Annotated in this window: 18 protein-coding genes; 8 read left to right on the forward strand and 10 right to left on the reverse strand. The window is 59.2% G+C overall.

Annotated features, from left to right (window positions below; translation table 11 throughout):
* The first annotated feature begins 11 nt into the window (after nt 1–11).
* Nucleotides 12–833, forward strand: a complete 822-nt coding sequence (locus VWY75_RS13635) for an ABC transporter permease (RefSeq protein WP_340547176.1) — start codon at nt 12–14, stop codon at nt 831–833.
* A 21-nt stretch (nt 834–854) separates the two neighbouring features.
* On the opposite strand, the gene VWY75_RS13640 is transcribed toward VWY75_RS13635, so the two are convergent.
* Entirely contained in the window at nt 855–1,457 is a 603-nt protein-coding gene (locus tag VWY75_RS13640) for an alpha-ketoglutarate-dependent dioxygenase AlkB family protein (protein ID WP_416537724.1), read from the reverse strand.
* A gap of 212 nt (nt 1,458–1,669) precedes the next feature.
* Between VWY75_RS13640 and dnaK the strand changes: the two genes are divergently transcribed.
* From dnaK to radC, 3 genes are all read left to right on the forward strand, one after another.
* On the forward strand, nt 1,670–3,589 hold the full coding sequence (dnaK, locus tag VWY75_RS13645) for a molecular chaperone DnaK (RefSeq protein WP_416537725.1): 1,920 nt from the start codon (nt 1,670–1,672) through the stop codon (nt 3,587–3,589).
* Nucleotides 3,590–3,665: 76 nt separating this feature from the next.
* A complete protein-coding gene (dnaJ, locus tag VWY75_RS13650) occupies nt 3,666–4,829 on the forward strand; it encodes a molecular chaperone DnaJ (protein ID WP_340547173.1) in 1,164 nt (387 codons plus the stop codon).
* 128 nt (nt 4,830–4,957) lie between these two features.
* Complete coding sequence (gene radC / locus VWY75_RS13655; protein ID WP_416534314.1) at nt 4,958–5,722, forward strand: RadC family protein; 765 nt, start codon at nt 4,958–4,960, stop codon at nt 5,720–5,722.
* A 15-nt stretch (nt 5,723–5,737) separates the two neighbouring features.
* Here radC and VWY75_RS13660 read toward each other — a convergent pair whose 3' ends face one another.
* The 3 genes from VWY75_RS13660 to secA form a co-directional block, all read right to left on the reverse strand.
* Nucleotides 5,738–7,294: a substrate-binding domain-containing protein gene (locus tag VWY75_RS13660; RefSeq protein ID WP_416537726.1), complete on the reverse strand. Its 1,557-nt coding sequence runs from the start codon at nt 7,292–7,294 to the stop codon at nt 5,738–5,740.
* Nucleotides 7,295–7,318: 24 nt separating this feature from the next.
* Entirely contained in the window at nt 7,319–8,251 is a 933-nt protein-coding gene (locus VWY75_RS13665) for a hypothetical protein (protein WP_416537727.1), read from the reverse strand.
* Nucleotides 8,252–8,388: 137 nt separating this feature from the next.
* Entirely contained in the window at nt 8,389–11,076 is a 2,688-nt protein-coding gene (gene secA / locus VWY75_RS13670) for a preprotein translocase subunit SecA (RefSeq protein ID WP_340547169.1), read from the reverse strand.
* Nucleotides 11,077–11,253: 177 nt separating this feature from the next.
* Between secA and VWY75_RS13675 the strand changes: the two genes are divergently transcribed.
* From VWY75_RS13675 to VWY75_RS13690, 4 genes are all read left to right on the forward strand, one after another.
* On the forward strand, nt 11,254–12,105 hold the full coding sequence (locus VWY75_RS13675) for a peptidylprolyl isomerase (RefSeq protein ID WP_416537728.1): 852 nt from the start codon (nt 11,254–11,256) through the stop codon (nt 12,103–12,105).
* A 2-nt stretch (nt 12,106–12,107) separates the two neighbouring features.
* Nucleotides 12,108–13,337 carry a bifunctional glutamate N-acetyltransferase/amino-acid acetyltransferase ArgJ gene (argJ, locus tag VWY75_RS13680; RefSeq protein WP_416537729.1) on the forward strand — a complete coding sequence of 410 codons (1,230 nt, stop codon included), beginning with the start codon at nt 12,108–12,110 and terminating at the stop codon, nt 13,335–13,337.
* Nucleotides 13,334–13,732, forward strand: a complete 399-nt coding sequence (gene mutT, locus VWY75_RS13685) for an 8-oxo-dGTP diphosphatase MutT (protein WP_340547166.1) — start codon at nt 13,334–13,336, stop codon at nt 13,730–13,732. Before argJ ends, mutT begins: the two co-directional genes overlap by 4 nt.
* A 163-nt stretch (nt 13,733–13,895) precedes the next feature.
* Nucleotides 13,896–14,030 carry a hypothetical protein gene (locus VWY75_RS13690; RefSeq protein WP_340547165.1) on the forward strand — a complete coding sequence of 45 codons (135 nt, stop codon included), beginning with the start codon at nt 13,896–13,898 and terminating at the stop codon, nt 14,028–14,030.
* 103 nt (nt 14,031–14,133) lie between these two features.
* Here the strand turns inward: VWY75_RS13690 and infB are convergent, their stop codons facing one another.
* The 6 genes from infB to pip all read right to left on the reverse strand — a co-directional run bounded on the left by infB (nt 14,134) and on the right by pip (nt 21,495).
* Nucleotides 14,134–16,614, reverse strand: coding sequence for a translation initiation factor IF-2 (gene infB / locus VWY75_RS13695; protein WP_416537730.1), 2,481 nt, complete (start codon nt 16,612–16,614; stop codon nt 14,134–14,136).
* Between the two features lie 8 nt (nt 16,615–16,622).
* Entirely contained in the window at nt 16,623–17,243 is a 621-nt protein-coding gene (locus VWY75_RS13700) for an RNA-binding protein (protein ID WP_340547163.1), read from the reverse strand.
* Between the two features lie 26 nt (nt 17,244–17,269).
* Nucleotides 17,270–18,895 carry a transcription termination factor NusA gene (nusA, locus tag VWY75_RS13705; protein WP_340547162.1) on the reverse strand — a complete coding sequence of 542 codons (1,626 nt, stop codon included), beginning with the start codon at nt 18,893–18,895 and terminating at the stop codon, nt 17,270–17,272.
* Nucleotides 18,895–19,485 (reverse strand): ribosome maturation factor RimP, encoded by a 591-nt coding sequence (gene rimP / locus VWY75_RS13710; protein WP_340547161.1) that lies wholly within the window; start codon nt 19,483–19,485, stop codon nt 18,895–18,897. Before rimP ends, nusA begins: the two co-directional genes overlap by 1 nt.
* A 190-nt stretch (nt 19,486–19,675) precedes the next feature.
* Nucleotides 19,676–20,518, reverse strand: a complete 843-nt coding sequence (locus tag VWY75_RS13715) for an ABC transporter substrate-binding protein (RefSeq protein ID WP_416537731.1) — start codon at nt 20,516–20,518, stop codon at nt 19,676–19,678.
* Nucleotides 20,515–21,495 (reverse strand): prolyl aminopeptidase, encoded by a 981-nt coding sequence (pip, locus tag VWY75_RS13720; protein WP_340547159.1) that lies wholly within the window; start codon nt 21,493–21,495, stop codon nt 20,515–20,517. Before pip ends, VWY75_RS13715 begins: the two co-directional genes overlap by 4 nt.
* Between the last annotated feature and the right edge of the window lie 37 nt (nt 21,496–21,532).

Here is a 21,532-nt window from a genome sequence, read left to right on the forward strand (position 1 = left end):
TAAGCGACATCATGTTCGAGCAACGCCACAAACGGTCACGTCTCAGCAGCCTCATCGCCATGGGTGAGGTTGTCTTTCATTCCGTGGCCCGCAGCGTTCGCTCCAAACATAATAATGCGTTCATGGCTCTGGCGACCAATCTCACGCAGGCGGTGATGTTTGTCATCGTGTTCTACGTGATGTTTTCCCTGCTCGGCCTGCGCGGTTCGGCCATTCGCGGCGATTTCCTGCTCTATGTGATGTCGGGTGTGTTTTTGTTCCTGACCCACACCAAGGCCGTTTCCGCTGTCGCCGGAGCAGAGGGGCCAAGCAGCCCTATGATGCAGCACGCCCCGATGAACACGATCGTCGCCATTCTGTCGGCGGCACTGGGATCACTGTATATTCAGGTGCTGTCGATGCTGATCATCCTGTTCGTCTATCACGTGGCGTTCACCCCGATTGAAATAGAGGAACCGATTGCGGCCTTTGGCATGGTGCTGCTCTCCTGGATAACCGGTGCTGCGGTAGGTTTGATCCTGCTGGTCATGAAACCTTGGTCGCCGGGGACTGTTGGCATCATCTCCACGATCTACCAAAGGGCCAATATGATCGCCTCGGGAAAGATGTTTCTGGCGAACACTCTGCCCAGCTTCATGCTGTCGATGTTCGACTGGAACCCGCTGTTTCATTGCATAGATCAGGCGCGTGGGTTTGTGTTCATCAACTACAACCCCCATTTCAGCAACTGGCAATACGCAGGTTGGGTGGCGCTCGTCCTGATCATGATCGGACTGATGGGGGAGTTTTACACCCGTCGCCGTGCCTCGATCAGTTGGGGCGCCAAACGCTGATCGACGGATTGCCGCAATGGCTCAGGTCACCACGCGAAGTGTCAGGTTTATGCGACCACCCCTTGGCAGCAAACGCGAGGATTTGAAGCGGATGCGGTCAACCCCATGATAGGTCAGCCGCGCCTCGCCCCCCATCACGACGACATCGCCTGAGTTCAGCCAGACGGTCTCCGTCTTACCGCCACGGAATTGATTGCCGATCCGCAGAAGGCCGTCATCGCCCAGAGAGACGGACACCACCGGGTAGGAGAAATCCGCCTCATCCTTGTCCTGATGCAGACCCATGCGGGCGCCCTCGCCATAGTAGTTGATCAAACAGCAGTCCGGTTGTCGCTCCAGCCCTGTGCTGGCCCGCCAGATATCCAGGATTTCCGCCGGGATTTTCGGCCAGCCCTGGCCGGAGGGATGCCGATCCTGATAACGATACCCGTCCCTGTCACTCACCCAGCCGCATACCCCGGCCGAGGTCATTCGCACCGACATCTTGCCGCCACCGGGCACCTCGGGCGAGAACAGAGGAGCGGCGCGCAGAACGGGACGCAGACAGTCAATCAGCTGTCGCTGCCGTACCGTATCCAACAGGGGTTTTGTCAGCTCAAATCCCCGCAACCGCAACTTCATCATCACCGTTAGCCTGTTCTTAACCGCTCCCCTGTCAAAAACCGCAGTAATTCGCGAAACAGGACACGATCTGGCGGTTGCAGGGGGCATTTGCGCTCCCTATATACGCCGGGAAGCGGGGAGGTGCAGACCAAACCGCAACTGAATCGGGGCCGGAATGCCAAAATGGGTTCAGACCTCGGGTAATCGCCTTAGAAAGTGAAAAGGGATCGAAAATGAGCAAAGTTATCGGAATCGACCTCGGGACCACCAACTCCTGTGTGGCCATCATGGACGGATCGCAGCCTCGCGTTATCGAAAACGCTGAGGGCGCCCGTACCACGCCGTCGATCGTAGCCTTCACCGACGATGAGCGTCTGGTGGGCCAGCCTGCCAAACGTCAGGCCGTCACCAACCCGGACAACACCGTATTCGGCGTAAAGCGCCTGATTGGTCGCCGGTTCGATGACAGCGATCTGGCCAAAGACAAGAAAAACCTGCCTTTCGCCGTAATCAACGGCGGCAATGGTGACGCATGGGTCGAAGCCAAGGGTGAGAAATACTCCCCGTCGCAGATCTCTGCTTTCATCCTGGGCAAGATGAAAGAAACCGCCGAGTCCTACCTCGGTGAAGAAGTGACCCAGGCCGTCATCACCGTGCCTGCGTATTTCAACGACGCCCAGCGTCAGGCCACCAAAGACGCCGGCAAGATTGCCGGTCTCGAAGTGCTGCGCATCATCAACGAACCAACAGCAGCGGCCCTGGCCTATGGTCTGGACAAGGAAGAAACCCAAACCATCGCGGTCTATGACCTTGGTGGCGGTACGTTCGACGTGACCATTCTTGAAATCGACGACGGCCTGTTTGAGGTGAAATCCACCAATGGCGACACGTTCCTTGGTGGTGAAGACTTTGACATGCGCATCGTCAACTACCTGGCAGACCAATTCAAGAAAGAGCACGGCGTCGACCTGACCAAGGACAAAATGGCTCTGCAGCGTCTGAAAGAAGCCGCTGAAAAAGCCAAGATTGAGCTGTCCTCCTCCAGCCAGACCGAAATCAACCAGCCGTTCATCTCGATGGATCCGTCCTCGGGCCAGCCGCTGCACCTGGTCATGAAACTGACCCGTGCCAAGCTGGAGAGCCTGGTTGGCGATCTGATCAAGGCGTCGATGAAGCCCTGCGCCGCTGCGCTGAAAGATGCCGGTCTCTCGGCATCTGACGTCGACGAAGTTGTTCTGGTCGGCGGTATGACCCGCATGCCCAAGGTGATCGAGGAAGTCAGCAAATTCTTCGGCAAAGACCCCCACAAGGGTGTGAACCCGGATGAGGTTGTTGCGATGGGCGCCGCCATTCAGGCCGGTGTTCTGCAAGGCGACGTGAAAGACGTTGTTCTGCTCGACGTGACACCGCTGTCCCTGGGTATCGAAACCCTCGGTGGCGTCTTCACCCGACTGATCGACCGCAACACCACCATCCCGACCAAGAAGAGCCAGGTGTTCTCTACCGCCGAAGACAACCAGAACGCCGTGACCATTCGTGTGTTCCAGGGTGAGCGCGAGATGGCGGCCGACAACAAGATGCTCGGCCAGTTCAACCTTGAGGACATCCCGCCCGCACCGCGCGGCATGCCGCAGATCGAAGTGGCCTTCGACATCGACGCAAACGGCATCGTGTCCGTTGGCGCCAAGGACAAGGCGACTGGTAAAGAGCAGAATATCACCATCCAGGCCTCCGGTGGTCTGTCCGATGAGGATATCGAAAAAATGGTCAAGGATGCCGAGGACAATGCCGAGGCAGACAAGGAACGTCGCGAGCTGATCGAAGCGAAGAACCAAGCCGAAAGCCTGATTCACTCCACCGAGAAATCGATGGAAGAGCATGCGGACAAGGTGGACCCGACCACCATCGAAGCGATCGAACTGGCCATTGCCGCGCTGAAGGATGACCTCGAAAACGAGAAATCCACCGCCGACAAGATCAAGTCTGGCGTTCAGAACGTCACCGAAGCCGCCATGAAGCTAGGCGAAGCGATCTACAAGTCGAGCCAGGAAGAGGCAGCGGATGAACCCGCCGCCGCGGATGAGGCTTCAGGCCCCGGTGATGATGACATTGTCGATGCCGAATTCGAAGATCTGGACGACAACAAGCGTTAAGGTCTGATTTTGGCCAAAGCGGGCCGGTCCGAACCCCGGGCCGGCCCGCTTTCGTTGCGGCAAGAAGGGTATTCCGATGTCCAAACGAGATTACTATGACGTTCTCGGGGTGTCCAAAGGGGCCACCGCCGATGAAATCAAGAAAGGCTTTCGCAAGAAGGCCAAAGAGCTGCACCCCGACCGGAACAAGGACAATCCCGAAGCCGAGGGGAAGTTCAAGGAGGCCAATGAGGCCTACGATGTCCTGAAGGACCCTGAGAAGAAGGCCGCTTATGATCGTTACGGTCACGCCGCCTTTGAAAACGGCATGGGCGGCGGCCAACGCGGCGGTCAAGGCGGCCAGGGCTTTGGCGGCGGCGACTTTTCGTCTGCCTTCTCAGATGTCTTCGACGATCTGTTCGGCGACTTCATGGGTGGACGCGGCGGCCAGGGTGGCGGGCGGCAACGAGCCGCGCGCGGCTCGGATCTGCGCTACAACCTGCGCATCTCGCTTGAGGATGCTTTTGCGGGGATGCACAAAACGATCAACGTACCGACCGCTGTCGCCTGTGGATCCTGCGAAGGCACTGGCGCTGAGGGCGGAGTGGAACCAACGACATGCCCGACCTGTTCCGGCATGGGCAAGGTTCGCGCGCAGCAGGGTTTCTTCACGGTGGAGCGCACCTGCCCCACCTGCTCCGGCCTTGGCCAGATCATCAAGAACCCCTGCAAATCCTGCCAGGGCCATGGTCGTGTAGAGAAAGATCGCTCCCTGTCGGTGAACATCCCGGCAGGCGTGGAAACCGGGACCCGCATTCGCCTTGCCGGCGAGGGTGAGGCCGGTATGCGCGGTGGTCCTCCCGGTGATCTCTATATTTTTGTTGAAGTCTCCGCACATGACCTGTTTGAGCGGGATGGAAACAACCTATACTGCCGGGTACCGGTATCCATGGCAAAGGCCGCATTGGGCGGCGCCATAGAAGTCCCCACCATTGATGGTGGCCGTGGCCGTGTGCAGATCCCGGAAGGCAGCCAGTCCGGCCGCCAGATGCGCCTGCGTGGCAAGGGCATGCCTGCCCTGCGAGGCGGTGCAACCGGTGACATGTTCATAGAACTGGCGGTGGAAACCCCGGTGAACCTCACCGCCCGGCAGAAGGAACTGCTGCGTGAATTCGAGGATCTCTCCGAGGACAACACCAACCCGGAAAGCCGGAGTTTCTTCTCCTCCGTGAAAAGCTTCTGGGACGGGATGAAGGGCTGATCCCCTCCCCATTCTAAACCAATATTAAGCGCTCCAATGGGGCGCTTTTTTCGTTGGTTTTGCGGCTGGCCGCATGGTGATCCATTTGCATTAACCCTTCCTCAACCACGATGGCCACAGCATAGCCTATGGCCAAGGATCCCGCGTTTCAGGATGTCTCTCTCCCGCTGTTCCCCAACAGCGCAGAGATGGGGCCTGCCTCCCCGCCAGAGCGGCGCCTGCCCTCCTATATCAGGGATCACCGCGCGCGGTTGCGCGAGCGTTTTATGGACGGGGGGGCGGCCGCGATGCCGGACTATGAGTTGCTGGAACTTCTGCTCTTTCGATCCATTCCGCGCCGCGATGTCAAACCGCTGGCCCGGCTCCTGCTTGAGACCTTCGGAGATTTCAACCGGGTTATCACCGCGCCCCCTGAACGTCTCTCGAAGGTGAATGGCATCGGCGAGGCTGTCGTCGCGGATCTTAAGATCCTGGAGGCTGCCGCCCATCGAATGGCCCGCGCCAAAATCATGCAGCGACCGGTCTTGTCCTCTTGGGACGCGCTTCTGGACTATTGCCATACCGTCATGGCCCATCGTGAGACCGAACAGTTCCGTGTCCTCTACCTGGATCGCAAGAACACTCTGGTCGCGGATGAGGAGCAGGCCAGGGGCACCGTCGATCATGTGCCGGTCTACCCGCGAGAGATCGCCAAGCGGGCCCTTGAAATAAGCGCCAGCGCCCTGATCCTGGTACATAATCACCCGTCGGGCGACCCGACCCCATCGCAGAGCGACATCGAGATGACCGACCGGGTTGCGCGGGCACTCGCCACTCTGGATATCATTCTGCATGATCATCTGATCATCGGAAAATCTCGCGAACTGAGCTTTCGCTCCGAAGGATATCTCTAGCGGTCTAAAGCTCTTTTATCGAACCCAGACTTCGACCCGTCGATTGACCTGTCGGCCCCATCGCTGGTCTTCACAGGCCATCGGCAACGCCTCACCAAAGGCCGCCACCGCTATTTCGGTCCGCTCGAGATTCGCGGTTTCAGCTGCCGCGATGACCGCATCTCGCACCGCCTCCGCTCGTTTCAACGCAATGGATTTATTACCGCTCGCCGGGCCATCGCCATCTGAGAAGCCGACAAAAACCAGCTCCCGCGCATCATAGGCCCCAGCCTCCAGGGACCTGGCGAGCTGATTGATATTGCTTCGCGATTGCGCATCGGGGCGGGTCGATCCCGGTTCAAAGCGAAACGACGTGGTCAACCGCTGCAGACCGTCCAGGCGACTGACCAATCTCTGCAACTCCGCAAGGGAGACCTCCGGCCCGGCTGCGCTGATGGCATTGGCCAGACGGTCGCCCTGAACATTCATCGAAATTCTCTCTGGTGCCTGATCAACGAACCCGGCTCTGCGGATCACAATCTGCGCTGCGGGGCCGCGAACATAACTCAGAAAATCCCGCGCAAGCTTGGGCAACCGTCGTGACGGGAGATATAGAAACATCGGCGCAGTCAGCGGATAGTCTTCTGTCTTGATTGATCGGCGATTGGCCCGCAGCGAGAAGCCACACGCGCCGCGCAGGGTCAGGACGCGTGCGGTCGATGTTTCGGCAAAGCTCGCCAGCCCAAGGGCAAAGGGATCTGTCGCAACGACTCGCACCAAGGTGCTGCCACGGTCGTGGCGCCGCAGACGACTGCCAAGCGCCGCAATATTTGGCGGCTCAAGCCGGTCAGAAATCGCCTGAGCCAAGCCAGAGCCCGCGACGGGCAAATGAAGAGAGATCGGCGCGTCAGCCCCACCCAGCTCAGACCAGTTTTTCAGATCCCCGGATAGAACGCGCGCGAGATTCGACACCGAAATCGAGCGCACAGGGTTCCCCGGTGCCACCACCGGAACCATGGCGTCCAGCGCCAGAACGCGACTGCGTTGTGACCCTGTCATATCCCCCATTCCGGCCTCACGCGCGCGCTCACGCTCCGCGCTGCGGATTTCGCGCAGGGCCATCACGATATCGGCTTCATTGGCCAGAAGATCGGCAAACCCTTCGTCGGTATTGCTGACAAAAAAGCTGAACCTGGCGGCGACTCGACCTGTGTCCCGCAGTAACACATAGTCAAAATTATTGTCGGGCATCGGATCTCGCCGGGTCTGGAAACCGTTTCTGAGTGCGAACCCTTCGATCAGCGCCGGTAACAGAACCTCTGCCATGGTGGAAGAACCCGACAGGGTAATCTCCGCAACATAATCAGACAGGCTCGGGCAACCGGGCCCCTCACAGCTGACGCCGGACCCATCAACCGTCAGCTCACCGAACTTCGTATCAACGCGATAGAATTCACCATCAAAACCCAGAATATTCCCGGTGATCTCAACGGCGCCGTCAGGTGAGGAAAGGGTCACATCCTGCGCATTGAGCGGCAGGATTCCAGCGACAAGAAAGAGTGCGGCGCCTACCGCCGCACGAAGCAAAGCCATGAGAAATCCTGAATAAACCGCTAGTTAATTTGCGGCGATTTTCAGTGTTTCTAGCAAATTATTCAACACAAGAAAATCACCCGTAGCGGCACAATCAGGCATCGCCAGTGTCAGATCACGGGTGCGCAGCTTTCCATCGCGCAGTTCAAGCGTCTGCGCCGAAACGTCACGACCGCAATTGATCGCGGTCACCTCGGCCTCGACTGTCAGGTCGATCACACCACTACGGTCGCCGCCAAGCCGTGGAACGCTGTAGATCTCTGCCAAACGCGGCGCCAGCTGCGAGGCATCGCCAAGCTGCACGACCGACCCCCGGCCAGCTGTAAGATCAGCACCGCGCCAGACATGACCAGCGCTGCCGTACCCCGCGCCAAACTCGCGCGCGTGCAGTTCAAAGCCGCTATTGCCAGCCCATTGCAGGACCACCCGGCTGACCAGATTTAGATCAGGCACCGAAGTTGTCGCCACTGCACCACGGCCTGTTTTCGGCTCGACGATAAAAACTGCGGTAGAGGAAAGTGCCGGCACCTGAAGGGTCAGCGCGCCGGTATCGTCCAGGCGGCTGGAGAACATCATTCCATTGTGATGAATGGTCACCCGCTCTCCGGGACGGCAAAGGGACAAGATCGTCAAACGCACCTCTGCCATCGGGCTGGCGACGGCTTCTGCTGTCATGTCGCAGGTGGTCTCTGGGTCATGACGCCCGGCCTGACGGGCTTCGCCCTCGCCGCCGGAAGCAGGTGTGGCCGCAGTGAGGCTGATCGCCTCAATCTGAAGGGCACCACCGGTCGAGAGGTCTGGCAGGTTGTCTACGGCCGCAACCGCAAGCCCCTTCGCAGGAACCGCGGCTTCTGCAGTCGCCTGCGGACCGCCATCGGCATGTTGCATAACAAGACCGATCGCCAGTGCGCTACAGAGGGTGGCCGCGCTCATCAAGGCTGTACGTTTGCTGATCATTACCGACTCCTTACCCAAAAAGGTTAAGGAACCGTGACGCAGAAAGGCGACCAATTGATGGCCGCCCCTTGCTGAGAATCTGGCGAAAGCATGCAATTTTCACTGTTTTCGCCAGACTATCTCACCTCTCCGGTGCCTCAGCTGAGGCTGCCATGGCAGTGTTTGAACTTCTTGCCAGACCCACAAGGGCATTTGTCATTGCGAGATGGATTGCCCCATGTCGATGGATCGTCTTCAACAAACCCATCGGCTGGTGCCTCCGGCAACGCAGCGCCAGCAGCGGCCCTTTGCAGTTCCGCCTGCTGGGCGGCCAGCTGCATCATCATCTGGCGCTGCTCTTCTTCGCTGATGGGGCGCACATGTGCGAGCTGCTGAGTGACGGTTTCACGCAGCGTATCGAGCATCGTTTCAAACAGCTGGAAACTCTCATTCTTATATTCATTGAGCGGATCACGCTGCGCGTAGCCACGGAAGCCCACCACAGAACGCAGATGTTCCAGCGTCAGAAGATGTTCGCGCCATTTTGCGTCGATGGTCTGAAGCAGAACCTGCTTTTCGATATTGCGCATGGTTTCAGCACCAAACGCTTCGGTCTTTTCTGCCATCTTGGCATCGCTGGCGGCGACCAGACGTTCGCGGATCTGCTCGTCATCGACGCCTTCTTCGGCAGCCCAGTCGACCACGGGGACATCAAGCCCGAGTTTCTCGCGGACCTGCGCCTGCAGGCCCTCGCTGTCCCATTGGTCGGCATAGGTCTTGGCCGGCATATGCACATCGAGAAGATCGTCGATCACCTCATGACGCATATCACCGACAATTTCGGACAGATCTTCAGCAGCCATGATTTCGCGGCGCTGGTTAAAGATTACCTTGCGCTGATCATTCATCACGTCGTCGAATTTCAGAACGTTCTTACGCATGTCAAAGTTGCGGCCTTCGACCTTTGCCTGGGCGCGTTCCAGCGACTTGTTCACCCAAGGGTGAATGATCGCCTCGCCCTCTTTCATGCCAAGGGTCGACAACAGCTTGTCCAGCCGCTCTGACCCGAAGATGCGCATCAGATCATCTTCAAGGCTGAGGTAGAACACGGTGCGACCCGGATCGCCCTGGCGACCGGAGCGACCGCGCAGCTGGTTGTCGATCCGGCGACTCTCGTGGCGTTCGGAAGCCATCACGAACAGGCCACCTGCGTCCAGAACACTCTGCTTTTCCGCGGCATGTTTGGCCTCTTCCTCGGTGCGCAGGGCAACCGGGTCGGCATCGGGCTGGGCGTCTAGCGCATCCAGCACCTTCAGCTCCACATTACCGCCCAACTGAATGTCAGTCCCGCGGCCGGCCATGTTGGTAGCGATGGTCACAGCGCCCAGACGACCGGCCTCCGCCACGATCTTGGCTTCCTGTTCGTGGTGACGGGCGTTCAGCACGTTGTGCTTGATGCCCTCTTTCTCCAGCATCTGGCTGAGCAGCTCGGATTTCTCGATCGAGGTCGTGCCCAAAAGAACAGGCTGGCCCTTTTCATGGGCCTTCTTGGTCTCTTCAATCATCGCACGGTATTTCTCGACAGCCGTGCGGTAGACCTGATCGTCCTCATCCTTACGAGCGATTGGTCGGTTGGTTGGAACCTCGACCACACCCAGACCGTAGATCTCGGCAAATTCCTCGGCCTCGGTCATCGCTGTGCCGGTCATCCCGGACAGCTTGCTGTAGAGGCGGAAGTAGTTCTGAAAGGTCACGGAGGCCAGCGTTGTGTTCTCGGGCTGAATCTTAACCTCTTCCTTGGCTTCGATGGCCTGATGCAGACCCTCGGAAAGGCGGCGACCGGCCATCATCCGACCGGTGAATTCATCGATCAGCACCACCTCGCCATCGCGCACGATGTAGTCCTTGTCGCGCTGGAACAGCTTATGCGCCCGCAGCGCCTGGTTGACGTGATGTACTACCGTAGTGCTCTCAGGATCATACAGTGACGCTCCCTCTTCCAGCAGGCCATGGGCGATCAACTGCTGCTCGAGGTATTCGTTGCCATCCTCGGTGAAGGTCACGCCGCGGGTTTTTTCGTCCAGCTCATAGTGATCATCACTCAGGAGCGGGATCATCTTGTCGATGGTCGAGTAGAGTTCCGAGCGATCTTCCGCCGGACCTGAGATGATCAGCGGCGTACGCGCCTCGTCGATCAGGATCGAGTCGACCTCATCCACAATCGCGAAATTATGGTGTTTCTGGAAAACCTGATCGAGGCTCGGCTTCATGTTGTCGCGCAGGTAGTCAAAGCCCAGCTCGTTGTTGGTCGCATAAGTGACATCGCTCTGATAGGCAGCCATCTTCTCTGCATCAGGCTGGCCGGACCAGATCACGCCGGTGGTCATGCCGAGTTGCGCAAAGACCTTGCCCATCCACTCGCTGTCGCGCTTGGCGAGGTATTCGTTCACCGTCACCACATGCACGCCCTTGCCGGTCAGCGCATTGAGATAGGCCGGGAAGGTCGCAACGAGGGTTTTACCCTCACCGGTCTTCATCTCGGAAATATTGCCCTGGTGCAGAAAGATGCCACCCATGAGCTGCGTATCAAAGGCCCGCAGCCCCAGCGCACGCCGCGCCGCCTCGCGTACGTTGGCAAAAGCCTCGGGCAGAAGGTCATCCAGGCTCTCTCCGTCACCGGCGCGCTTGCGCAGCTCGGCGGTTTTGTCCTGCAACTCCTGATCGCTGAGTTTCTCGAACTCGGGCTCCAGCGCGTTGATCTTGGCAATCAGCGGCCGTGTCGCCTTGATTTTGCGGTCATTCGGCGTGCCGAAAACCTTTTTGGCGAGTGTTCCGATACCCAGCATGTGTTCTCCAACCGTCCTGTCATTGGCCCCTGGCGTTGGCAGGCTTGCCCGCCCCGCTTGCAACTCATAAACAATGATGGAACAGCGGTCCTGTCAAAGGCCTCATGGCGATGTAAGGTCCCGCAAATACGGTGTCAACGCTACGCCCAGCCGTGGCCAGAGAATAGGAAGAATTCAATGCGCAAAGGTCTCACTTATTTGTCGGGGCTGGCCCTGACGGCCGCCTTGACACTGCCCATACCCGCTGTGGCCGAACCACATGCCAATACAGTGGTTGCAAAGGTGAATGGCGAAGAGATCACGATTGGTCACATGATCATCGCCCGCGCGACGCTGCCGCAGCAGTATCAGCAGCTGCCGGATGATGTTCTCTATGACGCAATTCTGGACCAGCTGATTCAGCAAACCAGCCTGAAACAGGAACTGAATGGCGAGGTTCCGAAATACGTCGAACTCTCCCTCGAGAACGAAGCCCGTTCGCTGCTGGCCGCTGATGTCATCGAAAAGGTGATGGAGGGTGCCGCCTCCGAACAGGACCTTCGCGCCGCCTACGACGAGAAATACACCGACGGAACCGGCGGTGATGAATTCAACGCCTCGCATATTCTGGTCGAGACCAAGGAGGATGCAGCCGAAATTCGCGCCGAGCTGGAGGCTGGTGCTGATTTTGCCACTCTAGCGCGCGAACGGTCGACCGGTCCCTCCGGCCCGAACGGTGGGGAGCTCGGCTGGTTTGGCAAGGGGCGCATGGTCCCGGAATTTGAAGAAGCCGTCCTCGCGATGCGTACCGGTGACGTCTCCGAACCGGTTCAAACCCAGTTCGGCTGGCATGTGATCAAGCTCAACGAACGGCGCACCTCTGCTGCGCCTACCTTTGACGAGGTCCGCGAAGAGCTTGCAGCGCAGATGCGCCAGGACGCGGTAGAAGAGCGCGTACTCTCCCTGACCACCTCGGCAACGATTGAACGCCCTGAGATCGAAGATCTAGACCCCGCAATCCTGAAAAACCTTGACCTGGTTAGGAACTGAAAATGGCACTGCCCCGCTCTCCGCTTGCACCAGACCATTTCCCCGAGCTGCCGGAAATCACCGGTGTTAGATTCGCATCGGCAGCCGCCGGCGTGAGATACAAGGATCGTACGGACGTTATGCTCGCGGTGATGGCACCCGGAACGGCCGTCGCCGGCGTCTTTACCCGCTCCGCGACCCGCTCCGCCCCCGTTCTGGACTGTCAGGCAAAACTCGCTTCGGCAGAAAACGACACCGCGCACGGCGCGGCGATCCTCGTGAACTCCGGCAATTCTAACGCCTTTACCGGGCACTATGGTCAAACCTCGGTTGCCGAGATCACCCGCAGTGTAGCAGAATGCACGGGAGTTCCGGCCGCACGGGTGTTCACCGCATCAACCGGAGTCATCGGCGAACCACTACCGCACGACCGCATCGTCGCCCAGATCGCGGCGCTGAACGATGGGTTGGACGCCACCGCCATCGAAGCTGCTGCCGGCGCGATCATGACAACGGACACCTTTGCCAAAGGGGCCAGCGCGAAAATCGAGATCGACGGAAAAACAGTCTCTATCGCGGGGATTGCCAAGGGGTCAGGTATGATCGCCCCCGACATGGCGACCATGCTTGTCTATATCTTCACAGATGCGATGATGCCGCAGTCGGCGTTGCAGGAGCTTCTGTCGCAAACCTGTGACCGGACCTTCAACTGCATCACGGTGGACAGCGACACATCGACCTCGGACAGTCTGATGCTCTGTGCCACTGGCGCCTCTGGCGTTGATGTAACCGGACATGCTGAATTCGCCGAGGCGCTGGAATCAGTCATGCTGGACCTGTCGCATCAAGTGGTGCGCGATGGTGAGGGCGCGACCAAATTCGTCGAGATCCAGGTGACCGGCGCGATGAATGACCACGACGCCAAGGTTCATGGCCTGTCGATTGCCAATTCGCCGCTGGTCAAAACGGCCATTGCCGGGGAGGATCCGAACTGGGGCCGCGTCGTGATGGCAATCGGCAAATCCGGGGCAGCCGCCGATCGGGACAAGCTGTCCATCTCCTTTGGCGATGTACTGGTCGCCGAAAAAGGCTGGGTGTCGCCAAACTATCGCGAAGCAGCCGGCGCCGCCGAAATGAAGAAGTCGGAGATCGTCATCAAGGTTGATCTGGGATTGGCAGAGGGGCAGAGCACTGTTTGGACCTGTGACCTTACGCACCAATATATCACCATCAACGCGGACTACCGGTCATGAAGACCGTACTGGTATCTGCGGTTGCACTGATTGATATCGAGGGGCGCGTGCTGCTTGCTCAGCGCCCCGAGGGCAAGTCGATGGCGGGTCTGTGGGAATTTCCCGGCGGCAAGGTCGAGCCCGGTGAAACGCCCGAGGCGGCGCTGATCCGCGAACTGGAAGAGGAGCTCGGCATCAACACCTGGGCGTCCTGTCTGGCACCGCTGACCTTTGCAAGCCACAGCTATGAAGATTTTCACCTGCTGATGCCGCTATTTGCCTGTCGTAAATGGGAGGGTATCCCGCAGGCGAAAGAAGGGCAGACACTGAAATGGGTCCGCGCGCAGAACCTGCGTGATTACCCCATGCCGGCGGCCGATGTGCCGCTGATCCCGATCCTGCGGGACTGGCTCTAGTTCCGGTCTGCCCGGTTTCCCGCACAGAACGGCTTAGCCGCCGCCGCGTCCTGCGGCGGTATCCTTCACGTGCATCAATCAATCATTAACTTTTTTCGTTAACCCTGAGAGCCAACAGGCAGCGTAATGTCGGTATTTCTGACGGCAAGAGGCGGTAGCGATTATGATCAGAACAATTAAGCAGGGTGCATTTATCTTCATCCAAGGCACATTCGTGCGCAGCTTGCCCGATGGCAAGATTTCGGTGCGCGTCGGTAGCAAAACCTACGAAGGTGAACCGGTCGGCCGCGCCGCCTGATCCCCCACACTCTCCTTAGCAGACTGGTTTCTCCTCCCTGAACCAGCCACAAAAAAACCCCGACCTGGTTTGGCCGGGGTTTTTTTAATGCTATGATCGTGGATCAGTCGAGTGTGCGGGTCACTTCTTCACGTTCGAAGATCTCGATCACATCACCCTTGCGGACATCATCGTAATTCTCAAACGCCATGCCGCATTCCTGACCGGACTGAACCTCTGCCACTTCATCCTTGAAGCGTTTGAGAGTTTTCAGCGTACCTTCGTGAATCACAACGTTGTCACGCAGCAGGCGGACGCCAGCGGAGCGGCGTGCCACACCTTCGGTCACGAGACAGCCCGCAACCTTGCCAACGTTGGATACCTTGAAGACATCCTTGATCTCTGCATAGCCGATGAAGTTCTCGCGGATCTCAGCTGACAGCAGGCCGGACGCCGCCGCCTTCACATCGTCGACGAGGTCATAGATGACCGAGTAGTAGCGGATCTCGACGCCCTTCTGGTTGGCCGAGTTCCGTGCCGATGTGTTGGCACGCACGTTGAAGCCCATGACAGGAGCACCAGAGGCCTCTGCCAGACCGATATCGCTCTCGGTGATGGCGCCAACGCCGGAGTGCAGCACGCGAACACGCACTTCGTCGTTGCCGATCTTCTCCATCGCCTGAACGATGGCTTCGGCAGAGCCTTGCACGTCAGCTTTAACCAGGATCGGCAGCTCGGAGACATTTTCGTCCTCCTTGGCCTTCTGCATCAGCTGTTCCAGCGTGGTCGCGGCACCGGCCGCTGCACGCTTGTCCTTGGCGGCCTGGGCGCGGTACTCGGCGATCTCGCGGGCCTGCGCTTCGGTTTCGGTGACGTTCAGAACGTCGCCTGCTTCGGGTGTACCATTGAGACCCAGCACTTCGACCGGAACCGAGGGGCCAGCTTCCTGAACCCGCTCACCCTTGTCGTTGATCAGCGCACGGACCTTACCGTACTGCTCACCGACAACAAAGATATCACCCTGACGCAGGGTGCCGTTCTGAACCAGCACCGTGGCCACAGGTCCGCGACCCACGTCCAGCTGTGCCTCGATCACGGCACCTTGAGCCGCGCGATCCGGATTGGCCTTCAGTTCGAGGATTTCCGCCTGCAGCGCAATGGCTTCCAGCAGCTCGTCCAGACCCTGACCAGTTACGGCAGAGACTTCCACATCCTGTACTTCACCAGACATCGCTTCCACGACAACTTCATGCTGCAGCAGATCGGTGCGGACCTTCATCGGGTCTGCGGCCGGCTTGTCGATCTTGTTGATCGCCACGATCATGGGAACACCCGCCGCCTTGGCGTGGTTGATCGCTTCGACGGTCTGCGGCATCACAGCATCATCTGCAGCCACAACAAGGACCACGATATCCGTGACCTGCGCACCGCGCGAACGCATAGAGGTAAAGGCCGCGTGGCCCGGCGTGTCGAGGAAGCTCAACACAGCCCCGCCTTCGGTTTTCACCTGATAGGCACCGATGTGCTGGGTAATGCCACCCGCCTCGCCTGCAACAACCCGCGCGTCGCGGATCGCATCCAGCAGAGACGTCTTACCGTGGTCAACGTGACCCATGATGGTGATGACAGGAGGACGCGGCTGAAGGTCACCTTCCTTGTCCTCGACCTCTTTGATGACGTCTTCAACATCCGAATCAGAAACACGCACCACGTTGTGGCCGAACTCTTCGATGATCAGCTCGGCGGTATCCGCGTCGATGGTCTGGTTCTGCGTGACCATCATGCCCATGTTCATCAGCGATTTGACAACCTCGCCGACGCGCTCGGCCATCCGGTTTGCCAGCTCGGAGACGACAATCGCCTCGGGCAGCTGGACGTCACGAATAACCTTTTCACGCTCGACCGAGCCCATGGCCTTCTGGCGTGCGCGCTCTTGCTTACGCTTCATCGACGCCATGGAGCGCTGACGACCACCTTCACCACCGGTCGCCTGACCAAGTGTCAGCTTACCGGAGCGACGGCCACCGCCTTCGTTGCGGCCTTTGGCATTGCGGTTCTGCCGGTCATCACGTTCGCGATCCCCCTTACGAGGCTGCGAAGACGGGCCCGGCTCGGGACGGGCCGCAGCCGGTTCCGACTTTTTCTTTTCGGCATCAGTAGCCGCACGCTGCGCAGCAGCCTCAGCTTCGACACGCTTGCGCTCTTCTTCTTCAGCCTTCTGGCGGGCACGCTCTTCAGCTTCGCGCTGTTCACGTTCCTTGGCTTCCTGTTCAGCCCGGCGGCGCTCACGCTCTTCGGCACGGGCCTTTTCCTCGGCTTCGCGCTGCTGCGCTTCTTCTACTTCGCGGGCCTTGGCGGCCTGCAACGCCTTCAGGCGGCGCGCCATCTCTGCATCGCTGATGCCAGCCGGACGCCGCGATGCGTCACCGGACGGCGTCGCACCTGAGCCCCCCTTGGCCGCGGTCGGCTTGGGGACCACAACGCGTTTGCGCTTGGTTTCCACCACGACATTCTTGGTCCGACCGTGGCTGAAGCTCTGTTTCACATTCCCGGGCCGGGACCCACCACGAAGACCCAACGTCTTTTTGCCGTCACTATCGCTCATAAAGCTCTTTATCCTTCCGTGCGGCCCTTGCCGCCCACCGTTTCGCGCAAACCTTGTAGTCGTTGCGCTTCCTCTACAACACGTTTGCCGAGTCCACCAGAGGCCAGCGCCGCATGTATCACAGTTTGGCGCCCAAAGGCCATGCCCAGCTCATCCGCAGTGAGGCATCCGATGAATTTCCCACGGTGCGGCGTGCTCAATTTTGATTTGCCCCGTCCTGATCCATCCGAAGCCTGGATCAATACGCGGGCGTGTTCCTTGGCCAGCCAGTCTTTGACCTTCTCATAGCCAGAGACCGCATCACCCGACTTGCGCGCCAGGCTGATCAGCTCGATCAGGCGCCGCAGCACCTGACCTTTGATTTCATCCACCAGCCCGTCAGGCACCGTCACCGGCGCCTTGAAACCGCGGGCAAAGAGTTTCTTCTTTACCGCAGTTTGGAGCGCTGCCTCGGTCGAGGTCACATAGACCCCGCGCCCCGGCAGCTTTCCCATCACATCAGGAACAACCTGACCTTCGGGGCCAACAACAAAGCGGATCAGCCCTTCTTTGGGCTGGATCTCGCCTGTTGCCAGACATTTTCGCTCCGGTCCGTCGGACCGGTCTTTGTCACTGCCACCGCGTGTCATTGCTATCCTCGCTGCGAGGCCTGAGTTCAGGCCTCGCCCTCTTCTGCTTCGCCGTCTTCGATGTCGGCATCGTCTTCAGCATCCGCTTCCAGTTCGGTGGGATCCACCCAACCCAGCAGAACGCGGGCGGTCATGACAAGAGTCTGAGCATCTTCCAGCGACACATCAAATGGTTCCAGAATGCCGTCATCCTTGACGCGCTCACCCTTGTTGGTGGTCCAACCGCCGGCCAGCTCCCAGTCAGCGCAGGTGGCAAAATCTTCAAGCGTCTTGATGCCATCCTTGGCCAGTGCCTCAATCATTTGGGGCGTCAGACCATCAAAGTCAATCAGGCTGTCCTCGGCACCCAATGCGCGGGCTGCATCAATCGCCGCTTTCGCCTGCGCTTCCAGGTAGTCAGCCGCACGCGCCTGAAGCTCCTGAGCGGTGCCCTCGTCGACACCATCAATAACCAGCAGTTCATCCAGCTCGACATAGGCAACTTCTTCGAGGTTGGTAAAGCCTTCGGAGACCAGCAGCTGGGCAAAGAATTCGTCCAGATCCAGGGTTTCCATGAACAGCTTGGTGCGCGCCTCGAATTCCTTCTGGCGGCGGGCCGATTCCTCTTCCTCGGTCATGATGTCGATATCAAGCGCGGTCAGCTGCGATGCCAGACGCACGTTCTGACCACGACGGCCGATTGCCAGCGACAGCTGCTCTTCGGGGACCACAACCTCGATCTTGCCCGCTTCTTCGTCCAGAACAACCTTAGACACTTCCGCAGGCTGCAGCGCGTTCACGAGGAAGGTCGGCTGATCTTCGTTCCACGGGATGATGTCGATCTTTTCACCCTGCAGTTCGTTGACCACGGCCTGAACGCGCGAACCGCGCATACCGACACAAGCGCCAACCGGATCGATGGAGCCATCATAGCTGATCACAGCAATCTTTGCGCGCGAACCCGGATCACGGGCAACCGCCTTGATCTCAATGACGCCATCATAGATTTCAGGTACTTCCATCTTGAACAGCTCAGCCATGAACTCCGGCGCGGTCCGCGACAGGAAGATTTGAGGGCCACGCGGCTCGCGGCGCACATCCTTGATATAGCAGCGAATCCGGTCATTCGGGCGGTAGCTCTCGCGGCCGATTTTCTCGTTCCGGCGCAGGATCGCCTCACCCGCACCCACGTCAACGATGACGTTGCCGTATTCTTCACGTTTGACCAGGCCGTTGATGATGGTGCCGGCACGATCCTTGAACTCTTCGTACTGACGATCTCGCTCAGCTTCGCGCACCTTCTGCAGGATCACCTGCTTGGCGGACTGGGCAGCGATCCGGCCCATCTCGACAGGAGGCACTTCCTCGACGAAGACATCGCCAACCGAAGGATCGGCCATATACTGCTTGGCCTGTTCAACAGTCATTTCCGCCTGGTAGTTTTCCAGCGCGTCATCTTCGACCACGGTCCGCACGCGGGTAAAGGTCGCACGGCCAGTCTTGCGGTCAATGGACACACGAATGTCCATCTCACTGCCGTAGCGGCTCTTGGCGGCCCGCGCCAGGCTCTCTTCCATCGCATCGACAACCAAACCGGGGTCGATCATCTTTTCGCGCGCCACGGCTTCTGCGGTCTGCAGAAGCTCCAACTGGTTTGCTGATGTGATAGCCATTACTTTTTCTCCTCTTCGGACCCATCGGCCTCGATTTCGTCGAATGCGTCTTCGTTCAGGGTGCCGGCAGCCTTGCGCTGACGCAGCATTTCTTTGATCAGATCATCGGTAAGAACCAGTTTGGCATCGCTCAACCAGTCGAATTTCAAGCCGATGGTAACAGTCTCGCCATGTTCTTCGATATTGATCAGAACCTCGTCATCCTCAACACCGGCCAGCTCGCCCTTGAAACGGCGGCGGCCGTCGATCAGCTCGCTGGTCTCGATCTTGGCCTCATAGCCCTCGAACATATCGAAGTCTTTGAGACGGGTCAGCGGCCGGTCGATACCGGGGCTGGAGACCTCAAGCGCGTAGCTGTCAAGGATCGGATCCTCCACGTCCAGCGTCGCACTGACCGCGTTGGAGATCTCAGCGCAGCCATCCACCTCGATGCCGCCTTCAGGCTTGTCGGCCATGATCTGCAGGGTGGTCGTCTTGCCAGACATCAGCCGAATACGCACCAGCTCAAAACCGAGATCTTCAATCACCGGGGTGATGATCTCGGCAAGCCGACGGTCGATGGCTGCCTTGGCTATCAGGTCATTGGTCATACGAATTCCAGATCTGTGATTCGGGCACAAAAAAACGGGCGCGCGGCCCGTTGAACTTTCCGGTGGAGCTGAGGGTCAAACCCGACGCGCCGCTGTTACGAAAGGCATATACGCCGGATCAGGCCAAACTGCAAGAGGCAGTTCCCCTGACCCATGTTCTGTGCGGGCCCTGCCTTACAAATCGTGCAGATCAGAGGCGCCACCAGCGTTCCGCAATACGACCATCGTCCAAAGCCGACCGAGTGCCTATCGTCCGAGGCATACCAACATCCCGCCGGGCTGCCAGCGCCATGTCATCAACGGATGGATGGTAGTGAAAACTGCCGCGCGAGATGAGACCTTCGGGTGCTGGCAGGGCGGCGACATCGACATATCCATCCCGCAGCGCCTCAGCCCGCACGGCGGCATCGGGAATCACGATCAACTCAACCGTATCGACCCAACCGGCCTGACCGGATTTGTAGTGCCCCCGCACCCTCGCCGCGCGGAAGTCGCGCCCAGAGCGCGCGCGCTCCACCCTGTAGCACCCGGTCCCGTTTGCCGCTGAGAGGTCGCCTGAGGTTTCCCCGCCGGCGGCAATCGCAAACCGGCCATCGGCCAATAAATAAGGGAGATGCGGATTGGACGCGCCCAGCACAATCTGGATGCTACCGGGCGAGAGTATGTCGATTTGAGCAGCGCCATCGCCGATATCGCTGCCCAGCAGGCTCGCCGCCACATCCGCCGCCCGCACCGGTGTTCCATCGTGAAACGTCACATCTGCCCGAATATCGAACTGCCAGACCCGCGCATCGGGGCTGCTGCTCCAGCGACTGGCCAGCTCAGGCCGCAAGGAGCCATCAGGGCCAATTTCCATCAAGGTGTCAAACACGGCCCCACGAGCAACCTGATCCATCAGCCCACCGTCGCGCGGTACCGCGAGACGAAGGATCCCGCCCTGCCGCGGCGTATCAGCCAGCGCGGCCCCGGTTGCAGCCAGCAGGGCAGCCGCGGCGCCAGATGTGAACAGCGCACGCCTGTCGATCCGTGTCATGGCTCCTGCTCCTCTGCAATCTGGTCCATTGCGCGCACCAGCTCGGCGCTGATTCCCGGTTCGGACAGAGCATGGCCCGCATTGCGCACCATCTTCAACTCGGCATTTGGCCACAGCTCTTTCAATCGCCAGGCGGAGGTCGGCGGACAAATCATATCATACCGCCCCTGCACGATGATGCCGGGAATATGCGATATGCGCCCCATATTGGCAAAGATCTGACCATCGTAGTCGAGAAACCCGCCATTGATGAAATAGTGATTCTCCAGTCGTGCAAAGGCGCGCGCGTAGTCGCCCGGGCTTTCGCCCGACGTGCCGTTGGAATGGATCGAGGCCAACGCGTTCTCCCATGCCGACCAAGCCCGGCCGAACAGGATCTCCTCAGCCATATCGCCGGAAAACAGCCGTCTGTTATAGGCGGCGATCAGATCGCCCCGCTCACCATCGGGGATCATCGAGACAAAACGCGACCAGGTCTCCGGCCAGAAACGGCCAGCACCACCACCGTAGAACCAGTCCAGCTCTGACTTGGTCATCAGGAAGACGCCGCGCAGGATCAGATGGCGCACCCGCTCGGGATGGGTCTGGGCATAGATCAGCGACAAGGTTGCCCCCCAGCTCCCGCCGAACACCATCCACCGCGACAGCCCCAGAAGTCGGCGGATGATTTCCATATCCGCGACCAGATGCCAGGTTGTATTGTCAGCGCAGGAGGCATGCGGCCGCGACCGTCCGCAACCGCGCTGATCGAATAATACAATCCGGTAGTGGTCAGGGTCGAAATACCGCCGCATGGCCGGGCTGCTCCCGCCACCCGGGCCTCCATGACAGACCACCACAGGGATACCGTCCGGATTACCGCTCTGCTCCATATAGATATGGTGGCCCTGCCCCACATCGACCATCCGCTGATCAAAGGGTTCAATGGGCGGGTACAAATACTGCACTGCGCGCTTTTGATACGGGTATTTGTCCATTACTGACCTAACTTAGTCCTGAATGATAAAAGAACAC

The sequence above is a fragment of the Phaeobacter sp. JH20_08 genome, assembly GCF_048056635.1.
Taxonomy (GTDB): domain Bacteria; phylum Pseudomonadota; class Alphaproteobacteria; order Rhodobacterales; family Rhodobacteraceae; genus Phaeobacter; species Phaeobacter bryozoorum.

Coding starts and splice junctions, on each gene's coding strand:
- VWY75_RS13675 (WP_416537728.1), top strand. CDS start 11,254: ATGCGCAAAGGTCTCACTTATTTGTCGGGGCTGGCCCTGACGGCCGCC.
- VWY75_RS13690 (WP_340547165.1), top strand. CDS start 13,896: ATGATCAGAACAATTAAGCAGGGTGCATTTATCTTCATCCAAGGCACA.
- infB (WP_416537730.1), bottom strand. CDS start 16,614: ATGAGCGATAGTGACGGCAAAAAGACGTTGGGTCTTCGTGGTGGGTCC.
- VWY75_RS13700 (WP_340547163.1), bottom strand. CDS start 17,243: ATGACACGCGGTGGCAGTGACAAAGACCGGTCCGACGGACCGGAGCGA.
- nusA (WP_340547162.1), bottom strand. CDS start 18,895: ATGGCTATCACATCAGCAAACCAGTTGGAGCTTCTGCAGACCGCAGAA.
- secA (WP_340547169.1), bottom strand. CDS start 11,076: ATGCTGGGTATCGGAACACTCGCCAAAAAGGTTTTCGGCACGCCGAAT.
- VWY75_RS13715 (WP_416537731.1), bottom strand. CDS start 20,518: ATGACACGGATCGACAGGCGTGCGCTGTTCACATCTGGCGCCGCGGCT.
- VWY75_RS13640 (WP_416537724.1), bottom strand. CDS start 1,457: ATGATGAAGTTGCGGTTGCGGGGATTTGAGCTGACAAAACCCCTGTTG.
- radC (WP_416534314.1), top strand. CDS start 4,958: ATGGCCAAGGATCCCGCGTTTCAGGATGTCTCTCTCCCGCTGTTCCCC.
- pip (WP_340547159.1), bottom strand. CDS start 21,495: ATGGACAAATACCCGTATCAAAAGCGCGCAGTGCAGTATTTGTACCCG.
- dnaJ (WP_340547173.1), top strand. CDS start 3,666: ATGTCCAAACGAGATTACTATGACGTTCTCGGGGTGTCCAAAGGGGCC.
- dnaK (WP_416537725.1), top strand. CDS start 1,670: ATGAGCAAAGTTATCGGAATCGACCTCGGGACCACCAACTCCTGTGTG.
- mutT (WP_340547166.1), top strand. CDS start 13,334: ATGAAGACCGTACTGGTATCTGCGGTTGCACTGATTGATATCGAGGGG.
- rimP (WP_340547161.1), bottom strand. CDS start 19,485: ATGACCAATGACCTGATAGCCAAGGCAGCCATCGACCGTCGGCTTGCC.
- VWY75_RS13665 (WP_416537727.1), bottom strand. CDS start 8,251: ATGATCAGCAAACGTACAGCCTTGATGAGCGCGGCCACCCTCTGTAGC.
- argJ (WP_416537729.1), top strand. CDS start 12,108: ATGGCACTGCCCCGCTCTCCGCTTGCACCAGACCATTTCCCCGAGCTG.
- VWY75_RS13635 (WP_340547176.1), top strand. CDS start 12: ATGTTCGAGCAACGCCACAAACGGTCACGTCTCAGCAGCCTCATCGCC.
- VWY75_RS13660 (WP_416537726.1), bottom strand. CDS start 7,294: ATGGCTTTGCTTCGTGCGGCGGTAGGCGCCGCACTCTTTCTTGTCGCT.